Source organism: Micromonospora sp. DT63, assembly GCF_049841615.1.
GTDB lineage: Bacteria > Actinomycetota > Actinomycetes > Mycobacteriales > Micromonosporaceae > Micromonospora.
This window is the reverse complement of sequence record NZ_JBNCKQ010000005.1, coordinates 518,339-542,003: the sequence shown is the minus strand read 5'-3', so window position 1 is coordinate 542,003 and position 23,665 is coordinate 518,339. Positions and strand designations below refer to the sequence as shown.

General features: G+C 72.9%; 22 protein-coding genes. 9 read left to right on the top strand and 13 right to left on the bottom strand.

What is annotated here, in order from left to right:
- Positions 1 to 118: 118 nt before the first annotated feature.
- Positions 119 to 1,189 (bottom strand): ribosome small subunit-dependent GTPase A, encoded by a 1,071-nt coding sequence (gene rsgA, locus ACLQ27_RS21550; protein ID WP_357498949.1) that lies wholly within the window; start codon positions 1,187 to 1,189, stop codon positions 119 to 121.
- A 434-nt stretch (positions 1,190 to 1,623) separates the two neighbouring features.
- On the opposite strand from rsgA, the gene ACLQ27_RS21545 reads away from it, so the two are divergent.
- Entirely contained in the window at positions 1,624 to 2,277 is a 654-nt protein-coding gene (locus ACLQ27_RS21545; RefSeq protein WP_234584512.1) for an MBL fold metallo-hydrolase, read from the top strand.
- Between the two features lie 187 nt (positions 2,278 to 2,464).
- Here the strand turns inward: ACLQ27_RS21545 and ACLQ27_RS21540 are convergent, their stop codons facing one another.
- The gene (locus ACLQ27_RS21540) at positions 2,465 to 3,073 is read right to left on the bottom strand and encodes a DedA family protein (RefSeq protein WP_357498952.1); all 609 of its coding nucleotides are present in this window, start codon (positions 3,071 to 3,073) and stop codon (positions 2,465 to 2,467) included.
- A 100-nt stretch (positions 3,074 to 3,173) separates the two neighbouring features.
- A complete protein-coding gene (locus ACLQ27_RS21535; protein ID WP_308195369.1) occupies positions 3,174 to 3,857 on the bottom strand; it encodes a class I SAM-dependent methyltransferase in 684 nt (227 codons plus the stop codon).
- Between the two features lie 195 nt (positions 3,858 to 4,052).
- Between ACLQ27_RS21535 and ACLQ27_RS21530 the strand changes: the two genes are divergently transcribed.
- Positions 4,053 to 4,256 carry a cold-shock protein gene (locus tag ACLQ27_RS21530; protein ID WP_007072071.1) on the top strand — a complete coding sequence of 68 codons (204 nt, stop codon included), beginning with the start codon at positions 4,053 to 4,055 and terminating at the stop codon, positions 4,254 to 4,256.
- Positions 4,257 to 4,304: 48 nt separating this feature from the next.
- On the opposite strand, the gene ACLQ27_RS21525 is transcribed toward ACLQ27_RS21530, so the two are convergent.
- The 5 genes from ACLQ27_RS21525 to ACLQ27_RS21505 all read right to left on the bottom strand — a co-directional run bounded on the left by ACLQ27_RS21525 (position 4,305) and on the right by ACLQ27_RS21505 (position 9,505).
- Complete coding sequence (locus ACLQ27_RS21525) at positions 4,305 to 5,585, bottom strand: MFS transporter (RefSeq protein WP_425868309.1); 1,281 nt, start codon at positions 5,583 to 5,585, stop codon at positions 4,305 to 4,307.
- Positions 5,582 to 6,157, bottom strand: a complete 576-nt coding sequence (locus ACLQ27_RS21520; RefSeq protein ID WP_357576195.1) for an ArsR/SmtB family transcription factor — start codon at positions 6,155 to 6,157, stop codon at positions 5,582 to 5,584. Before ACLQ27_RS21520 ends, ACLQ27_RS21525 begins: the two co-directional genes overlap by 4 nt.
- A 109-nt stretch (positions 6,158 to 6,266) precedes the next feature.
- Complete coding sequence (locus ACLQ27_RS21515) at positions 6,267 to 7,145, bottom strand: hypothetical protein (RefSeq protein ID WP_425868307.1); 879 nt, start codon at positions 7,143 to 7,145, stop codon at positions 6,267 to 6,269.
- 162 nt (positions 7,146 to 7,307) lie between these two features.
- Entirely contained in the window at positions 7,308 to 8,987 is a 1,680-nt protein-coding gene (locus tag ACLQ27_RS21510) for a CocE/NonD family hydrolase (protein WP_425868305.1), read from the bottom strand.
- A gap of 2 nt (positions 8,988 to 8,989) precedes the next feature.
- Positions 8,990 to 9,505 carry a MarR family winged helix-turn-helix transcriptional regulator gene (locus ACLQ27_RS21505; RefSeq protein WP_234584518.1) on the bottom strand — a complete coding sequence of 172 codons (516 nt, stop codon included), beginning with the start codon at positions 9,503 to 9,505 and terminating at the stop codon, positions 8,990 to 8,992.
- A gap of 137 nt (positions 9,506 to 9,642) precedes the next feature.
- On the opposite strand from ACLQ27_RS21505, the gene ACLQ27_RS21500 reads away from it, so the two are divergent.
- Positions 9,643 to 11,769 carry an MMPL family transporter gene (locus tag ACLQ27_RS21500; RefSeq protein ID WP_425868303.1) on the top strand — a complete coding sequence of 709 codons (2,127 nt, stop codon included), beginning with the start codon at positions 9,643 to 9,645 and terminating at the stop codon, positions 11,767 to 11,769.
- Positions 11,770 to 11,817: 48 nt separating this feature from the next.
- On the opposite strand, the gene ACLQ27_RS21495 is transcribed toward ACLQ27_RS21500, so the two are convergent.
- Together ACLQ27_RS21495 and ACLQ27_RS21490 are read right to left on the bottom strand one after the other, a co-directional pair.
- The gene (locus tag ACLQ27_RS21495) at positions 11,818 to 12,702 is read right to left on the bottom strand and encodes a lytic transglycosylase domain-containing protein (protein ID WP_234584520.1); all 885 of its coding nucleotides are present in this window, start codon (positions 12,700 to 12,702) and stop codon (positions 11,818 to 11,820) included.
- A gap of 33 nt (positions 12,703 to 12,735) precedes the next feature.
- Positions 12,736 to 14,151: a DedA family protein gene (locus ACLQ27_RS21490; protein ID WP_357576197.1), complete on the bottom strand. Its 1,416-nt coding sequence runs from the start codon at positions 14,149 to 14,151 to the stop codon at positions 12,736 to 12,738.
- A 133-nt stretch (positions 14,152 to 14,284) separates the two neighbouring features.
- Here ACLQ27_RS21490 and typA point away from each other — a divergent pair, with 133 nt between their 5' ends.
- The 3 genes from typA to ACLQ27_RS21475 all read left to right on the top strand — a co-directional run bounded on the left by typA (position 14,285) and on the right by ACLQ27_RS21475 (position 17,983).
- Positions 14,285 to 16,153 (top strand): translational GTPase TypA, encoded by a 1,869-nt coding sequence (gene typA / locus ACLQ27_RS21485; protein ID WP_234584522.1) that lies wholly within the window; start codon positions 14,285 to 14,287, stop codon positions 16,151 to 16,153.
- 222 nt (positions 16,154 to 16,375) lie between these two features.
- On the top strand, positions 16,376 to 17,227 hold the full coding sequence (locus ACLQ27_RS21480) for a serine hydrolase (protein ID WP_357498967.1): 852 nt from the start codon (positions 16,376 to 16,378) through the stop codon (positions 17,225 to 17,227).
- Between the two features lie 54 nt (positions 17,228 to 17,281).
- Entirely contained in the window at positions 17,282 to 17,983 is a 702-nt protein-coding gene (locus tag ACLQ27_RS21475) for a lysoplasmalogenase (protein WP_357498969.1), read from the top strand.
- Here ACLQ27_RS21475 and ACLQ27_RS21470 read toward each other — a convergent pair.
- Positions 17,952 to 18,749: a tyrosine-protein phosphatase gene (locus ACLQ27_RS21470; protein WP_357498971.1), complete on the bottom strand. Its 798-nt coding sequence runs from the start codon at positions 18,747 to 18,749 to the stop codon at positions 17,952 to 17,954. The genes ACLQ27_RS21475 and ACLQ27_RS21470 overlap by 32 nt on opposite strands.
- A 43-nt stretch (positions 18,750 to 18,792) precedes the next feature.
- Between ACLQ27_RS21470 and ACLQ27_RS21465 the strand changes: the two genes are divergently transcribed.
- A complete protein-coding gene (locus ACLQ27_RS21465; protein ID WP_357498973.1) occupies positions 18,793 to 19,890 on the top strand; it encodes a mandelate racemase/muconate lactonizing enzyme family protein in 1,098 nt (365 codons plus the stop codon).
- Positions 19,891 to 19,949: 59 nt separating this feature from the next.
- Positions 19,950 to 20,867, top strand: coding sequence for an NlpC/P60 family protein (locus tag ACLQ27_RS21460; RefSeq protein ID WP_425868299.1), 918 nt, complete (start codon positions 19,950 to 19,952; stop codon positions 20,865 to 20,867).
- A gap of 38 nt (positions 20,868 to 20,905) precedes the next feature.
- Here ACLQ27_RS21460 and ACLQ27_RS21455 read toward each other — a convergent pair whose 3' ends face one another.
- Positions 20,906 to 21,904, bottom strand: coding sequence for a TerC family protein (locus ACLQ27_RS21455; protein ID WP_357498976.1), 999 nt, complete (start codon positions 21,902 to 21,904; stop codon positions 20,906 to 20,908).
- Positions 21,905 to 22,315: 411 nt separating this feature from the next.
- Here ACLQ27_RS21455 and ACLQ27_RS21450 point away from each other — a divergent pair, with 411 nt between their 5' ends.
- Entirely contained in the window at positions 22,316 to 22,609 is a 294-nt protein-coding gene (locus ACLQ27_RS21450; protein ID WP_357498978.1) for an antibiotic biosynthesis monooxygenase family protein, read from the top strand.
- A gap of 116 nt (positions 22,610 to 22,725) precedes the next feature.
- Here the strand turns inward: ACLQ27_RS21450 and ACLQ27_RS21445 are convergent, their stop codons facing one another.
- Positions 22,726 to 23,583 carry a helix-turn-helix domain-containing protein gene (locus ACLQ27_RS21445; RefSeq protein ID WP_357498980.1) on the bottom strand — a complete coding sequence of 286 codons (858 nt, stop codon included), beginning with the start codon at positions 23,581 to 23,583 and terminating at the stop codon, positions 22,726 to 22,728.
- Positions 23,584 to 23,665: the final 82 nt, after the last annotated feature.

Below are 23,665 nucleotides of genomic sequence, written 5' to 3'. Positions count from 1 at the left end.
CGGTCGTGCGGGCGCGGAAAACACGCCTCGGCAACTCTAGCCCCGAGGTGTGACAGTTTCCCCCGCCCGCACATTCCCCCAGCTCAGCCCGGTCGGCCGCACCACGCTCGAGCCTCCGTCAGTACCCGCCGGGCGACGGCGGCCGGGCCGCCCTGCGCCGCGCCGAACGCCACCCGCCGCGCCGCTCGGCGGCCAGCCGCGCCTCACGCCGCCGGCTCTCGTGGGTGACCTCCGACTGCAGACGCCGCCAGCTCTCCCACCGGCGCGTGGACAGCTCGCCGGTCCGCAACGCGTCGTGGACCGCGCAGGCCGGTTCACCGTCGTGCCGACAGTCGGCGTACCGACAGCCCTCGGCCAGCCCCGCGATGTCGGCGAACGCCCGGTCCAGCCCGGCCACGCCGTCGAGCAGGCCGACCGCCCGCACGCCGGGTGTGTCGATCACGGCGCCCCCGTTCGGGATCGGCACCAGGGCCCGCCAGGTGGTGGTGTGCCGGCCCTTGCCGTCGACCCGACGGATCGCCTGCGTCGGCATCATCACCGCGCCGGCGAGCGCGTTGACCAGGCTCGACTTGCCCGCGCCGGACGGCCCGAGCAGCCCCAGCGTGCGACCCGGCGCGACCTCGGCGCGCAGCGGGTCCAGCCCGGTGCCGCGCTCGGCGCTGACCGGCAGCACCGGCACACCGGGGGCGATCACGGCGAGCTGGCGGGCCAGCGCATCCGGGTCGGCCGCGAGGTCGGCCTTCGTCAGCACCACGAGCGGCCGGGCCCCGGACTCGTGGACCAGGGAGAGCAGCCGCTCGATGCGGCCGACGTCCGGCTCCGGGTGCACCGGCTCCACCACGGCGGCGGCGTCGAGGTTGGCGGCCAGCACCTGGCCGCTGGCGTCCTTGCCGGCGGTACGGCGGATCAGCGCGGCCCGCCGGGGCAGCACGGCCGCCACGGTGATCCGGCGGTCCGGCCAGTGCGTGAGCAGCACCCAGTCCCCCGCGCAGGGCAGTGCCGAGGGGTCCTGGGCGGCGGCGGCCAGTACGGAGGGGCCGAGGCTGGCCCGGACCGGGCCGGCGGCGGTGAGCACGGTGCAGACCCCCCGGTCCACCCGGGCCACCCGGCCGGGGTGGTGCTCGCCGCGCCGGCCGGCGTACGTCGCCCGGTCGGCGTCCCAGCCGAGGGCGGTCAGATCGATAGTCATGGCATCCTCATCGGTGTCGAGCTGGTGATGGCGGAACACGCGTGTCACGTCCGGCATGAACACCACCTCCGTCCGACGTCCCGGTGCCGCTTGTGAGCCCGACGGTAGGGCGCGCGACGACGCGCCGAAAGCGATTTCCGCGACGACGGCGCGGCGCGGGGCGGCTAGGGTCGACGCGTGACCACGGATCCGCTGCCGCCTCAGGGCGCGGCGGACGACACCACCACCCGACCGCCGCGTACCGGCGACGGCCTGGGCGGCGGGCACCGACGCCGGCGCGGGCCGGTCGCCTGTCGCGCTCCTCGACGACCCGCGGCGCACCGCACACCGGTCCGCCGGAGCGCTCGCGGCCGTGCCGGTCGAGGCGTGGACCACGCTCGCCGTCAACCCCGACGGACCCCTGCCTACTTCACCGGAACGGATCTGGACACGTCATGACCTACAGCGGAGATGTCACCCACGGCGGCCCGCCGGCGGTACGGGAGTTGGACGGGCTCACCATCAGCAAGCTGTCGGTGGGCCCGATGGACAACAACGCGTACCTGCTGCGCTGCACCGGCACCGGCGACCAGGTGTTGATCGACGCCGCCAACGAGGCGCCCCGGCTGCTGGAGCTGATCGGCGACGGCGGTCTGGCCGCCGTCGTGACCACACACCAGCACATGGACCACTGGGTGGCGTTGGAGGAGGTGGTCGCCAAGACCGGCGCGCGGGCGCTCGTGCACGCCGACGACGCGGCGGGGCTGCCGATCGAGGCGGAGCGGTTGGCCGACGGCGACACCGTGGCGGTCGGTGACTGCGCGCTGGAGGTCATCCACATCAAGGGCCACACGCCGGGTTCGATCGCGCTGCTCTACCGCGACCCGGCCGGTACCGCCCACCTGTTCACCGGCGACAGCCTTTTCCCCGGCGGCGTCGGCAACACGGACAAGGACCCGCAGCGCTTCGCCGCGCTGATCGACGACGTCGAGCACAAGCTGTTCGACCAGCTGCCGGACGACACCTGGTTCTACCCCGGCCACGGCAAGGACAGCACCCTGGGAGCAGAACGCCCAGCCCTCCCCCAGTGGCGAGCCCGAGGCTGGTAACCCCGAGCGATGATCACCCAACGCTGACCGAACACCACTGAAGATCCAACCCACAGTCGAATCGCGGCACCACCGGACGAACCGCCCCCACGACGGGGCGGGGGCCTGCCGTGCCCGGCGCAGGGATCAAGCCTGACCGCCCGGAGCCGGGCACGGCAGGCCCCCGCCCCCGCACCGCAACCACGGCTCAACCAGCAAGAGCGGAGAACCGCCGCCGCGCCCCCACCAACACGACGAACGCCAGCGCCAGCCCCACCCCCATGGTCACCAGCAGCGGGCTCGGCGCCCCCGGCAGCAGCCCGGCCAGCGATCGCGACGCGGTGCCCAGCGCCAGGTAGAGACCGGCCCAGGCCGCCGCGCCGAGGGTCGCGCAGCCGAGGAACCGGCGGTACGACATCCGCAGCCCGCCGGCGGCCAGCGGCAGCAGCGCGTTGAACACCGGCAGGAACGGCGCGACAACCATCATCCGGCCACCGCCGTGGTTGAGGATTCCCTCCGCCGCGCTCCAGCGCGCCTCACCGATCCAGCTCCCGATCCGGCTGTGGCGCAGCCGTTCGGCGTAGCGGCGACCGACCAGGAAACTCAGCGACCAGCCGGCCAGGCAGCCGGCCAGCACCGCGGCGAAGGTGGCCAGCCCGGTGGCCGGGCGGCCCACCCCGACGGCGGCCAGGATTGCCACGTCGCCGGGGATCAGCACACCCAGCAACGGTACGGCGTCGAAGAGCATGACCAGCCCGAGCGCGCCCATCAGCACGAGGATGGGCAGTTCTCCGACCTGGGCCAGCCATTGCGTCATGCCTCGTACGCTATGGCCGCCGGACCACGGTGGACATCAGGTCGCAGCCCCCAGGGTCCCCTGGTATCGGCCTCGGGGTCGCCCCTGAGGGACCCGCGCGTCACGCGGGTCGCAGCACCTGCACCCGGCGCAGCGACGAGTCCACCGACGGCTCGGTGGTGGGCACCGGATAGTCGGTCAGCAGCCGCAGCCCGTCCTCGGGCAGGTGCTCCCGGCCGGGGTCCCCGATGAGCACCTCCGCGCCGGAGGCGACGGCCCGTCGTAGGAACGGCAGCATCCTCTCGGCCATCGGGCGGCTGTAGAAGACGTCCCCGGCGACCACCAGGTCCGCGTCGACGCCGACGTTGTCGAGCAGGTCGTCCCCGCTGGCGTCGACGGTGACCCGGTTGGCGCGCGCGTTGACGGTGATGGCCGCCACGGCGTACGGGTCGATGTCGTTGGCGACGACGTCGGCGGCGCCGGCCAGCGCGGCGGCGATGGCCACCAGACCCGAGCCGGCGGCGAGGTCGAGGACGCGGCGTCCGGCGGCCAGCTCCGGGTGGTCCAGCAGATGTCGGGCCAGGGCCTGGCCGCCGGCCCAGGCGGAGGCCCAGAACGGCGGTGGCAGAGCGTGACCGGCGAGCGCCTCCATCCGGGCCCACCAGACGATCGCGTCCTCGGCGAGGTGCAGCCGCACCTCCGGGACGAACGGGGTGGGCACCAGGTGGAGCCGGTCCAGGCCGGTTCCGGGCGCGTCGATCTCGCGCTCCAGCTCGGACAGCGCGGTGGCTGCGGCACCCCTCATCGCCGCAAGCATGCCGTAGCGGAGGGTGGTCGGGGCGGCTTTCGCGTGCCGGCGCGCACAGAGTTCATCTGAGTTCGAGTAAACACCTACGGCACTTCGGCCGGCAGATCGGGGTTTCGCCCGTTACTGTCGAACAGGTACGGGCGACCATCGGCCACGGGCCGGTGGTCCGCCGCTTTGAACAGGGAGAGATGCATGGCAACCGGCACGGTTAAGTGGTTCAACTCGGAAAAGGGCTTCGGCTTCATCGAGCAGGATGGTGGAGGGCCGGACGTGTTCGTCCACTACTCCGCCATCGCGACGAGCGGTTACCGGGAGCTCAACGAGGGCCAGAAGGTCGAGTTCGAGGTGACCCAGGGGCAGAAGGGCCCGCAGGCGGACAACGTCCGCCCGATGTAGCTCCGTGCCGGTGACGGCGGTCGGTTCCCGGCCGCCGTCGCAGTGCACTCAAGACGCTGCCGGGGCGGCGGGCAGGTCCCGCCGCCACCGGAGCGGTCCAACCAGCAGGATCAGCGGGGTGATCGCCAACCAGGCGGTCATCACGCCGATTGCCGTGCCGACGCCGTAGCGGGCGCCGAGGGCTCCGGCCAGCACGGCCGCCAGCGGGATGGCACCGAAGTTGAGCAGGTGCATGCTCACCGTCACGCGGCCGAGCAGGTGGTGCGGCGTGTACGTCTGCCGGAACGCGCCCTTGACCACGTTGCCGATGGCCACTCCGAGGCCGATCAGCACGCCACCGAGGGCCGGCCACACCAGCCCGACGCCGGGTGCGGCCAGCGGGATGAGCAGGGCGGGCGGGCCGGTGAGCGCTGCCCCGATCAGCATGGCGCGCGCGGTGCCACACCGGCGGGCCAGGGCGGTGGCGAGCAGCGCGCCGATGATTCCCCCGACGCTCATCACGCCGACCAGCACGCCCACCAGGCCGGGTGCGAGCCGCAGTTCACGCACCAGGAACACCACCAGGACCGCCTGGTAGCCGGTCAGACCGATGTTGCTGGCCGCGCCGAAGACCGTCAGCACCCGCAGGTACGGGTCGCGAATGACGAAGCGCAGTCCCTCGCCGATGTCCCGCCGCAGCGAGCGGGACCGGTCCGGCCGGTCGGGGCGCGGCTCGGCGGTGCGGATGCGCAACAGGAGGACCGCCGAGAACAGGAACGTGAGCGCGTCCAGCAGCAACGCGGCGACCGCCCCGGTGACCTGGGCGATCAGGCCCGCGATGCCGGGCCCGACGACGTAGCTCACGGTCTGGGTGGCCTGTAGTTTCGCGTTTCCCTCGGGCAGTTGCTCGGGCCGCAGCAGCACCGTCAGGTAGACCTGGTCGGCGGTCTCGAAGAAGACCCGCGCGGTGCCGGCGCCGAGCGCCACCAGCAGCAACTGCGCGACGGTGAGGCGGCCCAGGGCGGCGGCCACCGGCACGCTGAGGAAGGCCAGGGCGCAGAGCAGGTCGCAGATGACCATCAGGGGCCGGCGTGGCAGCCGGTCCACCCACGCGCCGGCCGGGAGGCCGATCAGCAGCCAGGGCAGCCAGGCCGCGGCGGTGAGGACCGCCACCTGGAAGGTGCCGGCGTCGAGCACGGCGACCGCCACCAGGGGCAGCGCGACGGTGGTGACGTTGCTGCCGATGCTGCTGACCGTCTGCCCGGCCCAGAGCAGGCGGAAGTCGCGGTGCCGCAGCAGCCCGCCGGCCGGTCGGACCGGGCTCGGATCGGTGCGGGTGGCCGCGGTCACGGCCGGGCCGGTACGCCGTGGACGAACACGAACACGGGTTGCCGTTCGCGGCCGTCGTCGGGCAGTGGCCGGGCGGCCCAGCGATCCAGCAGGCCGATCATCTCGCGGCTCAGCTCGTCCAGTTCCTCGGGCGTGAGGTGCAGCCACTTGTCCGTCGAGAACGGCGCGTCGGCCCAGGCGGCCTGCGCCGACTCGTCGCTGGCGTGCCAGGCACGGGCCAGCGCGACGTGCCGGTCCAGGTTGAGTGAGGTGGCGGCGTCGGCGACGGCCCGGGCCGCCGGGTCGGCGTCGAAGTCGGTGGTGGACCAGCGCACTCCCCGGCTGACGAGCTGCCACCACCGTTCGCGGCGGTCCCGGGCCAGCTCGGGAGCCTCGGTGACGAGGTCGGCGGCGGCGAGCACCTTGAGGTGGTGGCTGACGTTGGCGGGGGCCTGGTCGGTGCGCTCGGCGAGCAGCCCGACGGTCGACGGGCCGTGCACCTTGAGCACGTCCATCAGTCGGCGGCGCAGGGGGTGGGCCATGGCGGCCAGGACTCGCGAGTCGGTGACCAGGCGTACGTCGGGGTTCTCCACGAGACCCAGCATCACATCCGCAACAGCTATTGCGCAACCGCTATTGCTCAACAGCCGTTGCGGATGCCCCCGAAGAGAGGCGGCCCGGTGGGGACGGGCCGCCTCCGACTCAGGCGACGAGCCGGCGGGCCAGCTCGTCGGCGACCTCCTTGGCGAGGCTCGACGGGATCGCGTCGGCGATGGCCTGCGGGGTGAGCACCCGGAGCACCTCCGTGGCGAGCGCCGGCACGTCGACCGCCGGCCGCCCGGCGGCGGCGAGGAGCGCGGCCAGCGGAGAGTTCGGCGCCGGTCCATCGACCACGCCCGGCGAGTTCGGCGCGGACACGAGCCAATTCCGCAGGTTCGACAGGTCCGCCAGGACGTCGTCGACGGTGCGCTGCGGGCGGCCCGTGTCCCGCTTGAGTCGGTCGCTGAGTTCCATCTCTGGGTCCTCCATGGGTGGGGTCGGGGCGACCTCGATGAGGCCGATGCTGGTCAGGTAGCGGCGGAACAGTGGCCGCTGGTCGCGACCGGCCTTGATGGCGTCGCGGAAGAAGCTGAAGTGGGTGTGCCAGCGGTGCGAGCTGTCGCCGCTGGTGCGCTTGCCCAGGCGGTCCCACCGCTTCACCGTCGTGCCGTCGGGGCTGTAGATGATCTCGCGGATGTCCCGGGTGTCCGCAGCGTTCGCGGCGCACTGGCCCACACACCAGAGCGAGAAGCTGGGCAGGGTGTGCGTACGTCCGCCGGAACGGACCGAGAAGCCGCCGACGTCGAGCGCCGCCGCGTCGAGGGTCAGGCCTTTGCGATCCCGCGACGACTCCACCACGGAGTAGTCGTTGGTCACCACCCGGTCCGATCCGCAGTGGTAGCCGCCCCGGTGGGCCGGGTCGCCGACGATGCCGACCTCCGCCGGTTCCAGGTCGGCGTCGCGGACGGTTTTCGGGTCGACGTTGAGGTGGGTGAGAAGGAGACTTCGGACGGCCAACAGGTTCGCCGGAGCCCGGGTCATGGGGCCCCCCTTCCAATTCACGGGGGCCGGGCACGACGTCACACCGCGTACGCGGTGCTGGGCTTCAGGCGAGCCCGGCCTACTGGTGCACGGCGCCGGGCGTTGACCCAACCATAGCCCGCAAAAAATATGAATGCCCAGCTCAGAGGGGGTCTGTTCGTTTCAGATGCTGCGCGGGGCAGTGTAGACGATCGGCAGCCACAGCGCCGAGGGGTGCGCCGGATCATGCAGGACCTGCCGCCAGCCGGCACGCAGCGTCACGGCCGTGCCGAGGGGTTCGCCGCTGCCCGGGTTGCGCGCCCAGCGCGGGTGGGCGCCGCCGGCGACCTGAACGCGTAGTCGGTGCCCGGCCGCGAACCGGTACGCGGTCGGCCAGAGCGGCACCGACACCCGCAGCGCCCCGGACCCGTCGGCGGCGAACCGTCCGGGCGCGACCCGGACCAGTCCGTCGCACACGTTGACCGAGCGCCCACACCGGTCCACATCGCACAGTCGGACGTAGACGTCCAGGTACGCGAGCTCGCTACGGACGTGGATCTCCGCGCGTACGGCGCCGATCACCTCGACCGCTTCGGTGAGCGGAGCGCTGGTGTACGTCAGGACGTCGGGTCGGGCCTCGACGTGCCGGTTGTCCACCGGGCCGGCCCGCTTGGCGACCAACAGGGGGCCACCGAGCGACGGGGTGGGGTCGGCCGGGTCATACCGGAACTCGTCCGGCGCCGAGGGGCTCGGCGGGCGGGTCGCCAGCTCGCCGCCGGGGTGCAGGTGCCACGGGGTGTCGGTGGCCGGTGGTGGCCAGTCCGGCAGGTCCCGCCAGCCGCCGTCGGCACCGCCCACGTGCAGCCGGACCGGCGCCTCGCCGGACCCCTCGGTGGGCGGCCGCCCGTCGGCGGCGGACCCGGCCAGGTGCTCGTCCAGCCAGATCAGCCCCTCGCGCAGCGCGGCGACGAAGAGGCCGGGGCTGCCGTGCGTCCACGGGCCGATCACCAGCCGCGGCCGGGCGCCCGCGGCGCGCAGGGTGGCGTGGTCGTCGAGCTGGGCGGGCAGGAAGATGTCGTGCCAGCCGGTGACCATGACCACGGGTGCGCGCACCCGGGCCACCCGGTCGGCGAAGACCCGGTTCTTCCAGTACGCGGCGTCGGGATCGTGGTGGCGCAGCCACTCCTGGAAGAAGGGAATCGTGACGCCGGTGGCGACCCGGTCCGCTCCGGCCAGCGGCAGGTGGTCCAGCGCGGCCGCCAGGCGGGGCTGCCCGCGCTTGAGTTCCCACTGGCGGGCCAGCCTCGGCACGGTCTGGGCGTGCAGCAGCTCGGCCCAGGTGAGCACGGTGTCCAGGGCGAACGACTCCCCCGCGTACGTCGAGTCCCGGGTGGACGACGCGGTCACCACCGCGACCATCGCATGCAGGTCCTCGCCGGCGTCGGCGGCCAGCGCCCACTGGGCGAAGCCCTGGTAGCTGACGCCGAACATGCCGAGCGCCCCGGACCACCAGGGCTGGCGGCGCAGCCAGTTGAGGGTGTCCACCCCGTCGTCGCGCTCGTGCACCAGCGGCGCGAACGTGCCACCGGAGCCGCCGGTGCCCCGGCAGGACTGGATCACCGCGTGTCGACCGCGCGCCGCGAGCAACCGGCCGAGCAGCCGCAACGGCCCGCCCCGCCCGTACGGGGTGCGGATCAGCACGGTCGGCGCGGACCGGTCCCCCGGGGCGTAGTGGTCGGTCCGCAGCACGACGCCGTCACGCGCCCGGACCGGGATGTCGCGGGTGACCCGCACCGGGACGGGACGCACGGCGGGCAGCCGCAGCGCGGCGGCGGCGAGACGGGCGACGAGCCGGCCCGGCACGCTCAGGCCGTCGTCCGGCGGGACGGTTCGGGCCGGGTGGCGCGGACGGCGTCGCGGTGCCCCCGCAGCGCCTCGCCCATCTCCGCCAGGAACCGGTGCACCACCTCCAGCTCGTCCTCGCTGAAGCGGTCCATGACCGTGTCGGTGCGGGCGCCCAGCGGCCGGAAGAACTCCATGGCCAGCGCGGCGCCCTGGTCGGCGTAGTGCAGCAGCACCTTGCGCCGGTCGACGGTGTCCCGGTCCCGGCGGATGTGCCCGGCCCGTTCCAGCCGGTCGATCAGGGCGGTGACCGAGCCGGACGACAGGTTGAGCTGCTCGCCGAGGCGGCCGGGGGTGATCGGGTCACCGAACATCTCGGCGTCCATGACCGCGATCAGCGCGTTCAGGTCGGTCGGGTTGAGCCCGTGCAGGTTGGCGAAGGCGTGGCCGACCTGCTGGGCGTCCACCGAGTACCGCCGGAGGTTGTTGGTGATCTCCGCGACCAGCTGGTCGCGGCGCGTGTCGCGCCGCCGGTACATGCCGTGAGTCGCCACCTCGCGCCGTTTCCCCCCGTCGTCGGTCCCGGGTTGCCGGTCCCCGGGTTGCAGCATAGAACAACCGCCGATAATCTCGTTTATCAAGATACTCGACTCTCGAAGGATTTTAGGGGTTCCCGATGTCTTTCTTCACCAGGGTCGCGCGCGGGCGGCTGGCCGCCTGGCTCACCGTGGCCGCCGCGCTCGTCGTCGGCGCGGTCGTCTTCGGGATACCCCGACCGGACAACCCGGCACCCGTCTCGTCCACCGGCCTGTCGGTGCAGTGGGAGTCGACCCAGGTGCAGCGCCTGCAGGACCAGCTGCCCTCCAGCGACGTCCAGCCGGCCATCGTGGTCGTCAGCCGCAGCGACGGCGGGGCGCTGAGCGAGGCCGACCGGGCCACCCTCGCCGCCCGCTCCGGCGACCTGGGTCGCTTCGCGGTCGGCGGTCAGGTCAGCCCCGCGCAGGTCTCCCCGGACGGCACCGTCGCGCTCGTCGCCGTGCCGTTGGACACCGCCGGGGGTCAGGAGAAAGTCACCGAAAGCGTCACCCAGCTGCGCGACACGCTCGGGGACCTGCCCGACGGGCTGGCCGTCGAGGTCACCGGCTCCCCCGCCTTCACCGCCGACCTGTCGTCGGTCTTCGAGGGCGCCGACGTCACCCTGCTCGCGGTGACCGCCGCAGTTGTCGCGTTGCTGCTGCTGATCACGTACCGCAGTCCGTTCCTGTGGATCGTGCCGCTGGTCGTCGTCGCGGCCACCGAACAGCTCACCCTGCGCGCGGTGGACACGGTCGTGCCGGCCGTCGGCATCAACCTCCAGCAGGGCCAGGTCACCGGCATCGCCAGCGTGCTGGTCTTCGGCGCCGCCACCGACTACGCGCTGCTGCTCATCGCCCGCTACCGGGAGGAGCTGCGGCGCGAGGAGAACCGCTTCGCGGCGATGCGCGCCGCGCTGCGGCGTACCGCCGAGCCCATCCTGGCCAGCGGCGGCACCGTGGTGCTCGGTGTGCTCACCCTGCTGCTCAGCGAGCAGGAGACGAACCGGGCGCTGGCCGTGGCCTGCGCCACAGGTGTGGTCTTCGCCATGCTCTCGGCCCTGTTCGTGCTCCCCGCCGTGCTGGTGCTCTTCGGTCGCGGCCTGTTCTGGCCGTTCGTACCCCGGGTCGGCGGCCCGGTGCGCGAGGGCCGGCTCTGGGGTCGGCTCGGCGGCGCCGTGCAACGTCGTCCGGTGGTGGTCGCGGTGTTGGCCACCATGCTGCTCGGCGGTCTGGCCCTCGGTGGGCTGGGGATCCGCACCGGCCTGTCCGAGACCGAGCAGTTCCGGGCCGAGCCCGAGGCGGTGACCGGCGCGCAGACCCTGGCGCGGGCGTTCCCCGCCGGCAGCACCCAACCGGTGGCCGTGCTCACCACCCCGGCAGCCGTGCGGTCGGTCACCGACGCCGCCACCGCCGTCCCCGGCGTCGCCTCGGCGCGTCCCGGCGACGCCGGCGAGGCCGTCGCCCAGGTCGACGTGGTGCTGGAGGCCGAGCCCGGCACGACCGCCTCGGACCGCACGATCGAGGCGCTGCGCGACGCGGTAGCCGCCGTTCCCGACTCCGCTCCCCCGGCCGCCGCGGGTGCCGACGCGCCCGACGGGGCGATCGTCGGCGGTTCGGTGGCCGCCACGTACGACTCCGAGCAGGCCAACGACCGTGACCTGCGGCTGATCCTGCCGATCATCCTGCTGCTCGTCGGCGCGGTGCTCGTGCTGCTGCTGCGGGGTCTGCTGGCACCGGTGCTGCTGGTGCTCACCGTGATCGCGTCGTTCTTCGCCAGCCTCGGCGCGGCGTGGCTGCTCTTCGACCACGTGCTCGGCTTCCCGGCGCTCGACAGCGGCGTGCTGCTGCTGGCCTTCGTGTTCCTGGTCGCCCTCGGCGTGGACTACAACATCTTCCTGGTCACCCGCGCCCGGGAGGACGCCCGCAGCGCGGGCACCCGCGACGGGATGCTGTCCGCGTTGCGGGTCACCGGAGGTGTGATCACCAGCGCCGGTGTGCTGCTCGCCGCGGTGTTCGCCGTGCTCGGCGTGCTGCCGCTGATCACGCTCACGCAGATCGGCATCATCGTCTGCATCGGCGTCCTGCTGGACACCCTGCTGGTCCGTACGGTGCTGGTGCCGGCGCTGGCGTTCCTGCTCGGGGACCGCTTCTGGTGGCCGGGCCGCGTCGAGGCCGACCCGGGCGTCGACGCCCCGGCGACGCGGGAGCCGGTGGCCGCCGGCGACTGACGCGGACGGAAAAGGGGCGGGGGCCACCCCCGCCCCTTTTCGTGGTGCTCAGTAGCCCAGGCAGACGCACTCGGTCATCAACGCCCGCACGTTACGCACGTACGACGGGTTGGGGATGGCGAGGGGCTTGCCCTCCTGCGCCACCGCTCCGTGCCCGAAGTTGTACGCGGAGATGACGGCGTTGAGCAGGCAGGAGTCGAGCTCGGCGGTGCACAGGTCCGCGTCGAGGCGGAAGTCGGACTCGAAGTACATGTCGCCGATGTACTTGGTCAGCCAGGCCAGGTAGTTGGCCCCCAGGTACGCGTTGTCCCGGTAGTCGGCGATGGCGTAGCTCTGCTCGAACCGCTGGTTCATCCAGGTGGCGGTGGCCGGCATCACCTGCATCAGCCCGACGCCGCCGTCGCAGGCGTAGATGTTGGACTGCCAGCCGCTCTCCTGCCAGGCGGTCGCCTTGACCAGGTTGAGCGGGATCTTGAGCTCCGGCGCCGAGCTGGGCCAGTAGGTGCGGTTGGCGGCGTCGGTGAGCGCCGCCTTCACGTCGGCGCGGCTCGCCTGGGTGCCCTTGTAGCTGGGCTTGCAGGACGAGGGGGCGGGTTTCGGTGGCGCCGGCGGAACCTGCGTCTCGGTGGGCGGCTTGGCAACCGCGCGCGGCTTCGGGGCCGCCGTCGTGCGGGTCGGCTTCTTCGCGGGCGTCGGGGAGGCCGAGGCGCTGCGGCTCGGGGCGGCGCCCATGGCCGCCACGGCGCTCGGCGAGGGGCTCGGTTCCTCGACCGGCTCGTCGACCGGCTCGTCGGTCGGCGCCTCGGTGACCGAGACCGGAGCCGCGGCCTGGTCCTGGGGACGTTGCCCCTTGCCCGCGCAACCGACCGCCCCGCCCGCGAGCAGCAGACCGGCGAGCACGAGCGCGCCCAGCCGACCGGTTCGTTGACGCATGGTGGTCCTCCCCCGTCAGACAGTCGCCGCAGATTAGCAAGGTTCGACGGGCCGGCGGTGCCCCTTCGACGGTCGGGCGTGACCTACCGGCCGCTCCCGGTTTCCCACCGCCCGGTCCCTGGTGGCCCAGGCGACCAGGAACACCACAGTCCACAGCACACCCAGCAGCACCGCCGCCGCCGTACCGCTCGCCGTCTCCAGACCGAGGTAGAGCCGTGCCGCCGCCACCCCCAGCACGCCCGCGGCGGCGGCCGTCCACGCGGCCACCGCCACCGGCCACCGCGCGCTGCGCGACACCAGCCACGCCAGGGTGCACAGGCTCGCCGCGACAACGGCGTTCTGGGTCGAGAACGGAACGGCCTCGTGCCCACCCGGACCGCCACCGGGCGTCGAGGTCAACTCGGCCACCACGGCCAGCACCACCAGTGGCACGAACGCGCCCACGGTGCCGACCACACTGAGCAGATCCGTGCGCCACGGCCGGTTCCGCCACGCCAGCACCGCCGCCACCACTGCCACCAGCACGATCAGCACCCACCCGCGTACCAGCGACACCACGACAAGTGTGGCGTCGGCGGCGTCCGGGGTGCGGCGGGCGGTGAACCAGGCCCCGATGGCCCCGTCGAGCGCCGCCAGCCCGCTGTTGCGCACCACGACAGCGAGCAGACCGGCGATGGCCAGTCCTGCGGCGAAGAGCAGCAGCAGCCCGGCGGCCAGGTTGAGCAGCAGCGTCCAGGCCGGCCCGATCCGCATGGCCACCAGGAAGAACAGCACGCCGTAGCGGGCGCTGAGCCAGCGCACCGGCGGCAGCGCGGCGGCCCGGGACAGCAGCGCGCGTACCGGGTCGGGGTTGCGGCCGAGCCACCGCCCGGCGAGCACCACCCCCAGCAGCCCCGCCAGCAACGCCAGTGCCGCGCCGGTGGCACGGCCGAGCAGTCGCGAGACCGTGTCGTACGACTCACCGGCGAGGTGGCCGAGCAGCACCGAACCGCCGACCCAGGTGACGATGCCGGCCAGGTTCCACGGCGCGAACCGCCGGTACGACATTCCGGCGGATCCGGCCAGCCGGGGCACCAGGGTGCGGGCGAAGGCCACCCAGCGCGCCGCGAACACGCCCCTGCCGCCCAGGCGGGCGAGCATCGCGTCGGCCCGGCGCCACCGCTCGGGCCCGACCCGGTGGCCCAGCCCGGCACGCAGCTTCGGGCCGAAGCGCCGCCCGGCGCGGAACGCCAGCGCGTCACCCACGAACGCCGAGACGATCATCGCGAGCAGCGCCGGTCCGAGCCGCAAGGTACCGTTGTAGGTGAGGAAGCCGACGAGCAGCAGGGTAGCCTCACCCGGCACCAGCAGGCCGAAGATCACCGCGGTCTCGCCCGCCACGATCAGCGCGGCGACCAGGTAGATCCACAGGGTGGGCAGACCCTGCACCCAGGTCAGCAGGTCGTGCACTCAGGCCCCCGGGACACGGGAGCCAGCATGCCAGCCGGTGCAACGACCGGCACAGCAGTTTCACCATAGATCAGGGGCACCTGGGGGTGACCCCGACGCAGCCTGCGCGAGCGCAGGCGGAAGGATAGAGGGTATGCAGCTTCGCACCGACCTCCGCAACGTCGCCATCATCGCTCACGTCGACCACGGCAAGACCACCCTGGTCGACGCCATGTTGCGGCAGGCCGGCGCCTACGGTGCCCGTGGCGAGAACACCGAACGGGTGATGGACTCGGGTGACCTGGAGCGGGAGAAGGGCATCACGATCCTGGCCAAGAACACCGGCGTGCGCTACCTGCCGGCGGACGGCTCCGACCCGGTCACCATCAACATCATCGACACCCCCGGCCACGCCGACTTCGGCGGCGAGGTCGAGCGCGGCCTGACCATGGTCGACGGTGTCGTCCTGCTGGTCGACGCCAGCGAGGGCCCGCTTCCGCAGACCCGCTTCGTGCTGCGCAAGGCGCTGCGCGCCCGGATGCCGATCATCCTCGTGATCAACAAGGTGGACCGTCCCGACGCTCGGATCAAGGAGGTCGTGGACGACACCTACGAGCTCTTCCTCGACCTGGACGCCGACGAGGAGCAGATCGACTTCCCGATCGTGTACGCCTGCGCCCGGGACGGCATCGCCTCGCTGACCCAGCCCGCCGACGGCTCGGTCCCCGACGACAGCACCTCCCTGGAGCCGCTGTTCCGCACCCTGCTGGACACCATCCCGGCCCCCGCGTACGAGGATGGCGCTCCGCTTCAGGCGCACGTCACCAACCTCGACGCCTCGCCGTTCCTCGGCCGGCTGGCCCTGTGCCGGGTGCGTCAGGGCACGATCAGCAAGGGCCAGACGGTGGCCTGGTGCCGCACCGACGGCAGCACCCAGCGGGTTCGCATCTCCGAGATGCTGATGACCGAGGGCCTGGAGCGCAAGCCGGCCGAGACGGCCGGTCCGGGCGACATCATCGCGGTCGCCGGCATCTCCGACATCATGATCGGTGAGACCCTCGCCGACGCGGAGAACCCGGTAGCTCTGCCGCTGATCACCGTCGACGAGCCGGCCATCTCGATGACGATCGGCACCAACACGTCCCCGCTGGTGGGCCGGGTCAAGGGCTCCAAGGTCACCGCGCGCATGGTCAAGGACCGGCTCGACAAGGAGCTGATCGGCAACGTGTCGCTGCGGGTGCTGCCCACCGAGCGGCCGGACGCCTGGGAGGTGCAGGGCCGTGGTGAGCTGGCGCTGGCCATCCTGGTCGAGCAGATGCGCCGGGAGAGCTACGAGCTGACCGTCGGCAAGCCGCAGGTCGTCACCAAGGAGATCGACGGCAAGACCTGCGAGCCGGTCGAGCGGTTGACCATCGACGCCCCGGAGGAGTACCTGGGCGCGATCACCCAGCTCCTCGCGACCCGCAAGGGCCGGATGGAGCAGCTGGTCAACCACGGCACCGGCTGGATCCGGATGGAGTGGCTGGTCCCGGCGCGCGGCCTGATCGGCTTCCGCACCGAGTTCCTCACCGACACCCGGGGCACCGGCATCCTGCACCACGTCTTCGAGTCGTACGAGCCGTGGTTCGGTGAGCTGCGGACCCGCAACAACGGCTCGCTGGTCGCCGACCGGGCCGGCGCGGTCACCGCCTTCGCGATGATCAACCTGCAGGAGCGCGGCCAGCTGTTCGTCGACCCCACCACCGAGGTGTACGAGGGCATGATCGTCGGGGAGAACTCGCGCTCCGACGACATGGACGTCAACATCACCAAGGAGAAGAAGCTCACCAACATGCGGGCCTCGACGTCCGACGAGACCGAGAAGCTGATCCCGCCGCGCAAGCTCTCGCTGGAGCAGGCGCTGGAGTTCTGCCGCGAGGACGAGTGCGTCGAGGTCACCCCGACCGCGGTGCGCATCCGCAAGGTGGTGCTCGACCAGCAGCAGCGCGGTCGGGCCGCCGCCCGCCGCAAGCACGCCGGCTGACCTTCACACCAGCACCGGCACCGGGCGCGGGGGGGGCGGGGGGGCCCCACGGCCCCACGCGAAAACGGGCGGGGGGGCCGCCCGCCCCCCGACCGCGCCCGGGGTAACTTCCCCCCCCCCCCCCCCCGGGGGGGGGGGGGGGGTGGGGGCCCCCCGCGCCCGTCCGCTTTCCGGCGGGGGTACGCGGGCCCGCCCGCCCCGTGATCGGCTACGGTCACCGGCATGACCTGGGATGATCTCGACGCCCATCTGGACCGGGTGCCGGGCACCGTCTCGGCATACGTCTGTCGACTCGACGCGCCCCCGACATGGACCCGCCACGCCGACGCCGGCCACTACGCCGCCAGCACCATGAAGGTGGGGGTGCTGGCCGCGCTGCACCGCGCCGCCGAGGCCGGCACCCTGGAGTTGGACGCCGACGTCCCGGTGGTCAACGAGTTCGACTCGGCCCAGCCCGGCGCTCCCCGCTTCTCCTGCGCCCCGCACTACGACAACGACGACGCCGTGTGGGACCGGCTCGGCGGCACCGCGCCCCTGCGCTGGCTCGCCGAACGGATGATCGTACGGTCCAGCAACCTGGCGACCAACCTGGTCATCGGGCACGTCGGGTTGCCCGCGGTGGCCGAGGTGTGGTCGCTGGCCGGTGCCCGCAACAGCGTCACCGGCCGGGGCATCGAGGACTTCGCCGCCCGCGAGGCAGGCATCACCAACACCGTCACCGCCGCCGACCTGGCCGCCCTGCTGGGCGCGCTGGCCAGCGGCGCCACGACTCCCGGCCGCCTCGCCTCGCCGGCCGGCTGCGCGACCATGCTCGACGTGCTGCTCGCCCAGGAGCACCGCGAGGACCTGGCCGCCGGCCTGCCCGAGGGCACCCGCGTCGCGCTCAAGAACGGCTGGGTACGCGGCGTGCGCCACAGCGTCGGCGTGGTGCTGCCCGACGACGCACCGCCGTACGTCATCGCGGTGTGCACCACCACCGACCTGGCCGACAGCGACGAGGGCGTCGAGGACGACGCCTGCCGCCTGATCGCGCACGTCTCGGCGCAGGCCTGGGCGGCCCGCCACCGGCTCTGAGGCCGGCACCCGCCGATCCGGCTAGGCTGCTGCCACCCCACCCCGGAGCCGCTGATGCCTCGCAGCCGTACCCTGCTCGTCGTCTTTTCCGTCGTGACGGCGGCGAACCTGCTGGCCAACGCCGTCGACAGTGCAGTGGCCGAGCTGCTCACCAAGCCGCTGCTGATGCCGCTGCTGGCCGCGTACCTCTGGCGGGCGGCCACCGAACGCGGCGCCCGGCCGGACTATCTGGTGCTCGCCGCATTGGCCTGCTCCACGGCCGGAGACGTGGCGCTGCTGGCCTCCGGCACCGGCTGGTTCATGGCCGGCATGGTCTGCTTCCTCGCCGCCCACGTCTGCTACCTCGTGGCCTTCACCCGGCACGGCGCCGCGACGCGGCTGCGCCGTCCGCCGCTGGTCGCGGTGCCTCTGCTGTACGCGGCGCTGACCGTCGCCGCGCTGGCCTGGATGTGGGCGGGGCTGACCGAGGCCGGGCTGGCTGTGCCGGTGGCCGGCTACGCCGTCGCGCTGGCGGCGATGGCCACCACCGCCGTGACCCAGGGCTGGCGGGTCGGTGTCGGCGCCGCGCTGTTCCTCGGCTCCGATCTGCTGATCGCCTCCGGGGTGGCCGACGTGGCCCAGCCGCCCGGCGCGTCGGTGCTCGTGATGGCGACGTACGCGGCCGGCCAGGCGCTGATCGTCATCGGGCGGGTCGCACGCGCCGACGTGCCGACCGCCGTGGCGGTCACTCCAGCAGTTGCGCCCGCAGCGCCGTGAGGACCTCGTCGGTCAGCCCCAGCCCGTCGCGCAGGTAGCCGTCGAACGAGCCGTGCACCCGGCGCACCTCCTGGTAGCCGGCGTCGAGGTACTCGGCGCGGACCTCCAGCACCGGCAGCACCGCGTCGACGTCCAGGCCGGGCTGCCGGCGTCGCATCGCCTCGATGATCACCGCCCGGAGGCTGTCGGTCAGCTCGTTGTTGCGCAGGTACTCGGCGCGGATCGCGGCCTCGTCCACACCGAGCGCGGTCAGCAGGACGACGGTGAGCCACCCGGTGCGGTCCTTGCCCGCGGAGCAGTGGTAGAGCAGCGGAAGGTTCTCCGGCCGGGCGGCCAGCCGCACCGCCGCGCCGAAGTTGACCCGGGCCGACTCGCCGGTGACGAACCATCGGTAGATCTCGGCCATCGCCCCCGCCGTGCCCTGCCGGGCCAGCTCCGCGTACGCGTCGAGGTCGTGGCCGAGCAGCACCGCCGAGACGTACGTGAAGACCGGGTGCTCCGGATCGTGCACCGGCAGGTGCACGACCCGCGGCTCGCCGGCCAGCCGGTCGGGCGGGGCGACATCGATCTCCGCCGAGGCGCGCAGGTCGAGCACGCAGGCCGGCCCCAGCTTCGCCAGCACCGGCAGATCCTCGTCGGTGAGCCGACCCAGCGCCGGGGTGCGGAGCAGCCGTCCGGCCCGCACCCTGCGGCCGTCGGCGCCAAGCAGCCCGCCCAGGTCACGGGCGTTCGGTGCGCCCACCAGCTCCCAGTCCCGTTCGACCATCCGGTCTCTCCTCCCGTCGCGTGTCTGCGTATAGGGTGCCCCAATGACGATCTCGGCGGTACGCACCCACCGCGTTTCTGCCCCCTTACACACCCCGTTCGTCACCGCGCTGCGCCGTACCACCACAGTGGAAACCCTGGTCGTCGAGCTGATCGACGCCGACGGTCGGTCCGGCTTCGGCGAGGCGCCGCAGGTGTGGCAGGTGACCGGCGCGTCGGTCGGCGGCGCGCAGGCGTGCGTACGCGAACTGCTCGGCCCGCTGCTCACCGGGCGGGACCCGGACGACCTGGTGGCCCGCTGCGCCGAGGTGCAGCGCGCCGTGGTCGGCAACGAGGCGGCGAAGGCCGCGATGGACGTGGCCCTGCACGACCTGGCCGCGCAGCGATTGGGCGTACCCCTGGTGCGGTTGCTCGGCGGCACGGCCCTGCGGGTTCCGACGGACGTCACCCTCGCGGCGGGCGACGCGGTGGACCTGGCGACGGCCGCGCGGCAGCGGCAGGCCGACGGCTTCGGCGTGCTGAAGCTGAAGGTCGGCACGGACGCGGCCGGCGACCTGGACCGGGTACGGGCGGTCCGCGCGGCGGTCGGCGCCGGGGTCCGGATCCGACTCGACGCCAATCAGGGCTGGACGCCGCGCGAGGCGGTCCGGGTGATCCGTGGCATCGAGGACGCCGGGCTGGACGTGGAGCTGGTCGAGCAGCCGGTGGCCCGCTGGGACCTGGACGGGCTGGCGTGGGTCAGCGACCGGGTGTCCGTGCCGATCCTGGCCGACGAGGCGGTCTTCGGGGTCCGCGACCTGGTCGAGGTGATCCGTCGCCGGGCCGCCGACCTGGTCAACGTCAAGCTGGCCAAGTGCGGCGGGCTGCAGCCGGCGCGCACCCTGCTGGAGCTGGCCGCCGCGCACGGGCTCGGCACTGTGGTCGGGTCGATGATGGAGAGTCAGGTCGGTATCGGCGCGGCGGCGAGCCTGGTCGCCGCGTACGGCACCACTGCCGTCGCCGACCTGGACGCCGCCTGGTGGCTGGCCTGGTCGCCGGTGCAGGGGGGCATCCGCTACGAGGGGCCGACAGTGGTGCTGCCGGATGCGCCTGGCCTGGGCATCTCCGGCCTGACTGAAGTAAAGGTGCAGACCCGCGGTTGATGACCGTTGGTTTCTTTCATAGGGTTCCCCTGAACAGCCGACACGAGCTGGGGGTTGACGTGGAACTGCAACAGGGCCGCGAGGCCATCGTCCGGGTCGCCGTCGCGACGCTGTGGTCCTCCCCCGAGGCGGTCCGGCCGGTCGACGGTCCCGCGCTCACGGCCGGCGTCGACATCCCGACGTGGGTTCGCGGCATGGACACCGACCAGCAGGTCGGCGACTGCGTGCTGAGCCAACTCCTGCTCGGCGAGCGGGTGCTGATCGACGAGCTGCGCCCCGACGGCTGGGCACGGGTCGTCGCCGTCGAGCAGCCGGCCGCCAAGCTCGATCCCCGCGGCTACCCGGGTTGGCTCCCCGCCGACCAGCTGACCCCCGTGGATCCCACAGTCAGCGGCGACCCGCTGATCGTGGACGCCACCGTCACCGGGCTGCACACCGCTCCGGGCGGGCCGGTGGCGCTGCCCGGCGTCGTCGTCGGCACGCGCCTCGTCCCGGCCGGCCCGGCCCGCGACGGCTGGCGACCGGTCTACGTCCCCGCCCAGGCCGCGCCGCTCTGGCTGCCCGACGGGCAGCTCGTCCCGGTGCCTACCGAGCCGCCCAGCGCCGCCGACGCGCTCGCGGTGGCCCAGCGACTGCTGGACGTCGCCTACATCTGGGGCGGGCTCTCCGCGTACGGCATCGACTGCTCGGGCCTCGTCCACCTGGCGTGGCGCCGGTTCGGCGTACTGCTGCCCCGCGACGCCGACGACCAGGCCGTCGCCACGACCCCGCTGCCCCTGGGCGCGGAGCGTCCTGGCGACCTCTACTTCTTCGCCCGCCCTGGCCGCAAGATCCACCACATCGGCATCGTCACCGCCGTCGCCGACGACCCGACGACCCGACGGATGCTGCACGCCTGCTACCGGCGACGACGGGTGCTGGAGGAACAGCTGCCGGCCGACCGGACGGCCACTCTCGTCGGCGTCCACCGGGTCTGACCGGTCGGGCCCGTGGTGCGGGCCCGACCGGTGGTGGCTCAGCGCCGGACCCCGGCCAGCTCGCGGCGGCGGTCCCGGGCGGACTTGGCCAGGCTCGCGATGGTGGCGATGCCCAACGTGCCGATGATGACCAGCAGGGACAGCCAGATCGGGATGTGCGGGGCCCAGCCGACGTGCTCCCCGCCGTTGATGAACGGCAGGTTGTTGTCGGCGAGCGCCTCCAGCACCAGCTTGACGCCGATGAAGCCCAGCACGACGGCCAGCCCGTAGCTCAGGTAGATCAGCCGGTCGAGCAGGCCGCCGAGCAGGAAGTAGAGCTGGCGCAGGCCCATCAGCGCGAAGACGTTCGCGGTGAAGACCAGGTACGGCTCCTGGGTGATGCCGAAGATCGCCGGGATCGAGTCCAGAGCGAAGATCAGGTCAGTGGTGCCGATCGCGATCATCACGATGAGCATCGGGGTGAACAGCCGACGCCCGTTCTCGTGGGTCATCAGCTTCGCGTCGTTGTAGCCCTTGGAGATCGGCAGCGCCCGGCGGCTCCACCGGATCAGCAGGTTCTCCGAGAACTCGTCCTCGTCCGGCTCACCCTGGCGGGCCAGGTTGACCGCCGTGTAGATCAGGAACGCGCCGAAGATGTAGAAGACCCAGGAGAACTGCGAGATCAGCGCCGCGCCGGCGGCGATGAAGCCACCGCGCATCACCAGCGCCAGCACGATGCCGATGAGCAGCACCTTCTGCTGGTACTGCCGGGGCACCCCGAAGCGGGCCATGATGATGACGAAGACGAAGAGGTTGTCGACCGAGAGGCTGTACTCGGTGAGCCAGCCGGTGTAGAACTGCCCCGCCGAACTGGCCCCGGCGGTCAACCAGACGCCGACGCCGAAGAGCAGGGCGAGACCCACGTAGAAGGCGACCCAGAGGCTCGATTCGCGCACGCTCGGCTCGTGCGGACGCCGGCCAATGATCAACAAATCGACGAGCAGCACCGCAGTCAGTGCGACGAGGGTCCCCGCCCACACCAATCCGGACACGTCCAACGTTCATTCCTCCGGCAGACACGCGGCGTCGGGCACACCGTAACGCCCCCGTGGGGGCTGGCGTGCCGCTGTCGCTCACTCTGGTGACTGTCGGAGGTCTCTTCCGCCCCCGACCCGCGAACGGGTCGGCGACCGACGAAGCCGGGTCGAACGCCGAGGTGCCGGCGATCGTCCGTGCTGACGACTTCGTCACGGGGGAATACTCCCCTCCTCGGTGACCATTGTTGCCCACCACTCGCCGTGATCACACCCCGGGCGTCGGGTGTCACCGCGCACCCGATGCGCCCGCGTCATCGGGAATACGCCACACCGGCTAAGCCGTCCTAGGAGGCTAGTGTGTGTCAGGTGCGGCAACCGGCCCCGCGACACCCGCACGCCCCTGCGCGCCTACGCCGTGGGAGGCTTTGCGGCATGGTGCTTGAAGTCGCGCTGATCGACGTACTGCCCGGACACGAGGACGCGTTCGCCGCCGCGTACGCCCAGGGTCACCCGGTGCTCGCCGGGACGCCCGGCTGCCGATCGGTGCGGATGACCCGGGGCATCGAGTCCCCGACCCGGTTCGTGCTGCTGGTCGAGTGGGACTCGGTCGAGGCGCACGAGAAGAACTTCCGGGACACCGAACGGTTCGCCCAGTGGCGGGCGCTGATCGGGCCGCACTTCGCCGGGCCACCGGTGGTCGAGCACTTCCTCGACGTTCCGGCCTGAGGAATCTGTCGCACCCCGCGGTTATCGTGCCTCCCGCACGCGCCGGTCGCCGGCCCCGACGGGCTCGGGGGCGCCGGGTCCGGGGGCCGCGCGGGCGGCACCCGCCGCACCGCTGCTCACTCGCCGACGCGGCGGGCCAGCGCGGTGACCGTCTCCTCCGGTGACAGGGCTGCCGCCAGCAACGCCTCGGTCATCCGCTCGTACCTGTCGACGTCGAGCACGGTCGCCAAGCGGACGTCGGTGGTCAACGCCTCCAGCATCACCGTCCGCGGATCCGCCGGGTCGGGAAAGGCATACCAGGAGTACGGGGTGAGCGGGTGCAGGCCGCTGCCGGCCACCCCGCGCGGCAGCAGTCGCACCGTCACGTGGGCCAGCCCGGTCACCGTCACCAGGTGCCGCAACTGCTCTCGCCAGACGTCGACCGGCAGGTCACCCGGATCGCACACCGCCTCGGCGAGCACCGCCGTGTAGCGCGGCGGCTCGGCCCGGCGCAGCACCTCCTGCCGCATCGCCCGGGCGCGCACCTCCGCCTCCACGTCGACCTCCGGCGCGAGCAGGACGCCGGCGGCGACCCGCGACCGGGCGTACGCCGGCGTCTGGAGCAGCCCCGGCACGACCGCCGGCTGGTACTCGACGATGTCGGCCGCGCCCGCCTCCAACTCGGCGTAGATGCGCTGCCGCTCGCTCATCTCGCCGAGCGTCTTCCACCAGCCGCGGCTGGTGGCCGCATCCCGCGCGATCACGATCAACGCGTCCCGGGCCGACGCCGGCACCTGGTAGATGTCGAGCAGGTCCAGCACGTCGGCGAGATCCGGACGGCTCTGCCCCAGCTCGATGCGGGACAGTTTCGACGTCGACGCCCAGCCCAGCCGGTCGCAGACCTGCTCCAGGGTCAGCGCCTCGCGCCGACGTAACTGACGCAGCTCGGCGCCGAGCCGCGCGCGTCGAATGACAGGACTTGTTGGCAACGGCATCCCCGCCTCCCCATCGAGGGAGCGTACGCAGGACGATCACCCAGTGCAATAGCTTGCTTGCTCACCGCAATCGAGTGGTCGG

Bases quoted from the DNA above. Each gene is read 5' to 3' on its own strand.
- rsgA (WP_357498949.1), bottom strand. From the start codon at position 1,189: ATGACTATCGATCTGACCGCCCTCGGCTGGGACGCCGACCGGGCGACG.
- ACLQ27_RS21545 (WP_234584512.1), top strand. From the start codon at position 1,624: ATGACCTACAGCGGAGATGTCACCCACGGCGGCCCGCCGGCGGTACGG.
- ACLQ27_RS21540 (WP_357498952.1), bottom strand. From the start codon at position 3,073: ATGACGCAATGGCTGGCCCAGGTCGGAGAACTGCCCATCCTCGTGCTG.
- ACLQ27_RS21535 (WP_308195369.1), bottom strand. From the start codon at position 3,857: ATGAGGGGTGCCGCAGCCACCGCGCTGTCCGAGCTGGAGCGCGAGATC.
- ACLQ27_RS21530 (WP_007072071.1), top strand. From the start codon at position 4,053: ATGGCAACCGGCACGGTTAAGTGGTTCAACTCGGAAAAGGGCTTCGGC.
- ACLQ27_RS21515 (WP_425868307.1), bottom strand. From the start codon at position 7,145: ATGACCCGGGCTCCGGCGAACCTGTTGGCCGTCCGAAGTCTCCTTCTC.
- ACLQ27_RS21505 (WP_234584518.1), bottom strand. From the start codon at position 9,505: ATGTACCGGCGGCGCGACACGCGCCGCGACCAGCTGGTCGCGGAGATC.
- ACLQ27_RS21500 (WP_425868303.1), top strand. From the start codon at position 9,643: ATGTCTTTCTTCACCAGGGTCGCGCGCGGGCGGCTGGCCGCCTGGCTC.
- ACLQ27_RS21495 (WP_234584520.1), bottom strand. From the start codon at position 12,702: ATGCGTCAACGAACCGGTCGGCTGGGCGCGCTCGTGCTCGCCGGTCTG.
- typA (WP_234584522.1), top strand. From the start codon at position 14,285: ATGCAGCTTCGCACCGACCTCCGCAACGTCGCCATCATCGCTCACGTC.
- ACLQ27_RS21480 (WP_357498967.1), top strand. From the start codon at position 16,376: ATGACCTGGGATGATCTCGACGCCCATCTGGACCGGGTGCCGGGCACC.
- ACLQ27_RS21475 (WP_357498969.1), top strand. From the start codon at position 17,282: ATGCCTCGCAGCCGTACCCTGCTCGTCGTCTTTTCCGTCGTGACGGCG.
- ACLQ27_RS21470 (WP_357498971.1), bottom strand. From the start codon at position 18,749: ATGGTCGAACGGGACTGGGAGCTGGTGGGCGCACCGAACGCCCGTGAC.
- ACLQ27_RS21465 (WP_357498973.1), top strand. From the start codon at position 18,793: ATGACGATCTCGGCGGTACGCACCCACCGCGTTTCTGCCCCCTTACAC.
- ACLQ27_RS21450 (WP_357498978.1), top strand. From the start codon at position 22,316: ATGGTGCTTGAAGTCGCGCTGATCGACGTACTGCCCGGACACGAGGAC.
- ACLQ27_RS21445 (WP_357498980.1), bottom strand. From the start codon at position 23,583: ATGCCGTTGCCAACAAGTCCTGTCATTCGACGCGCGCGGCTCGGCGCC.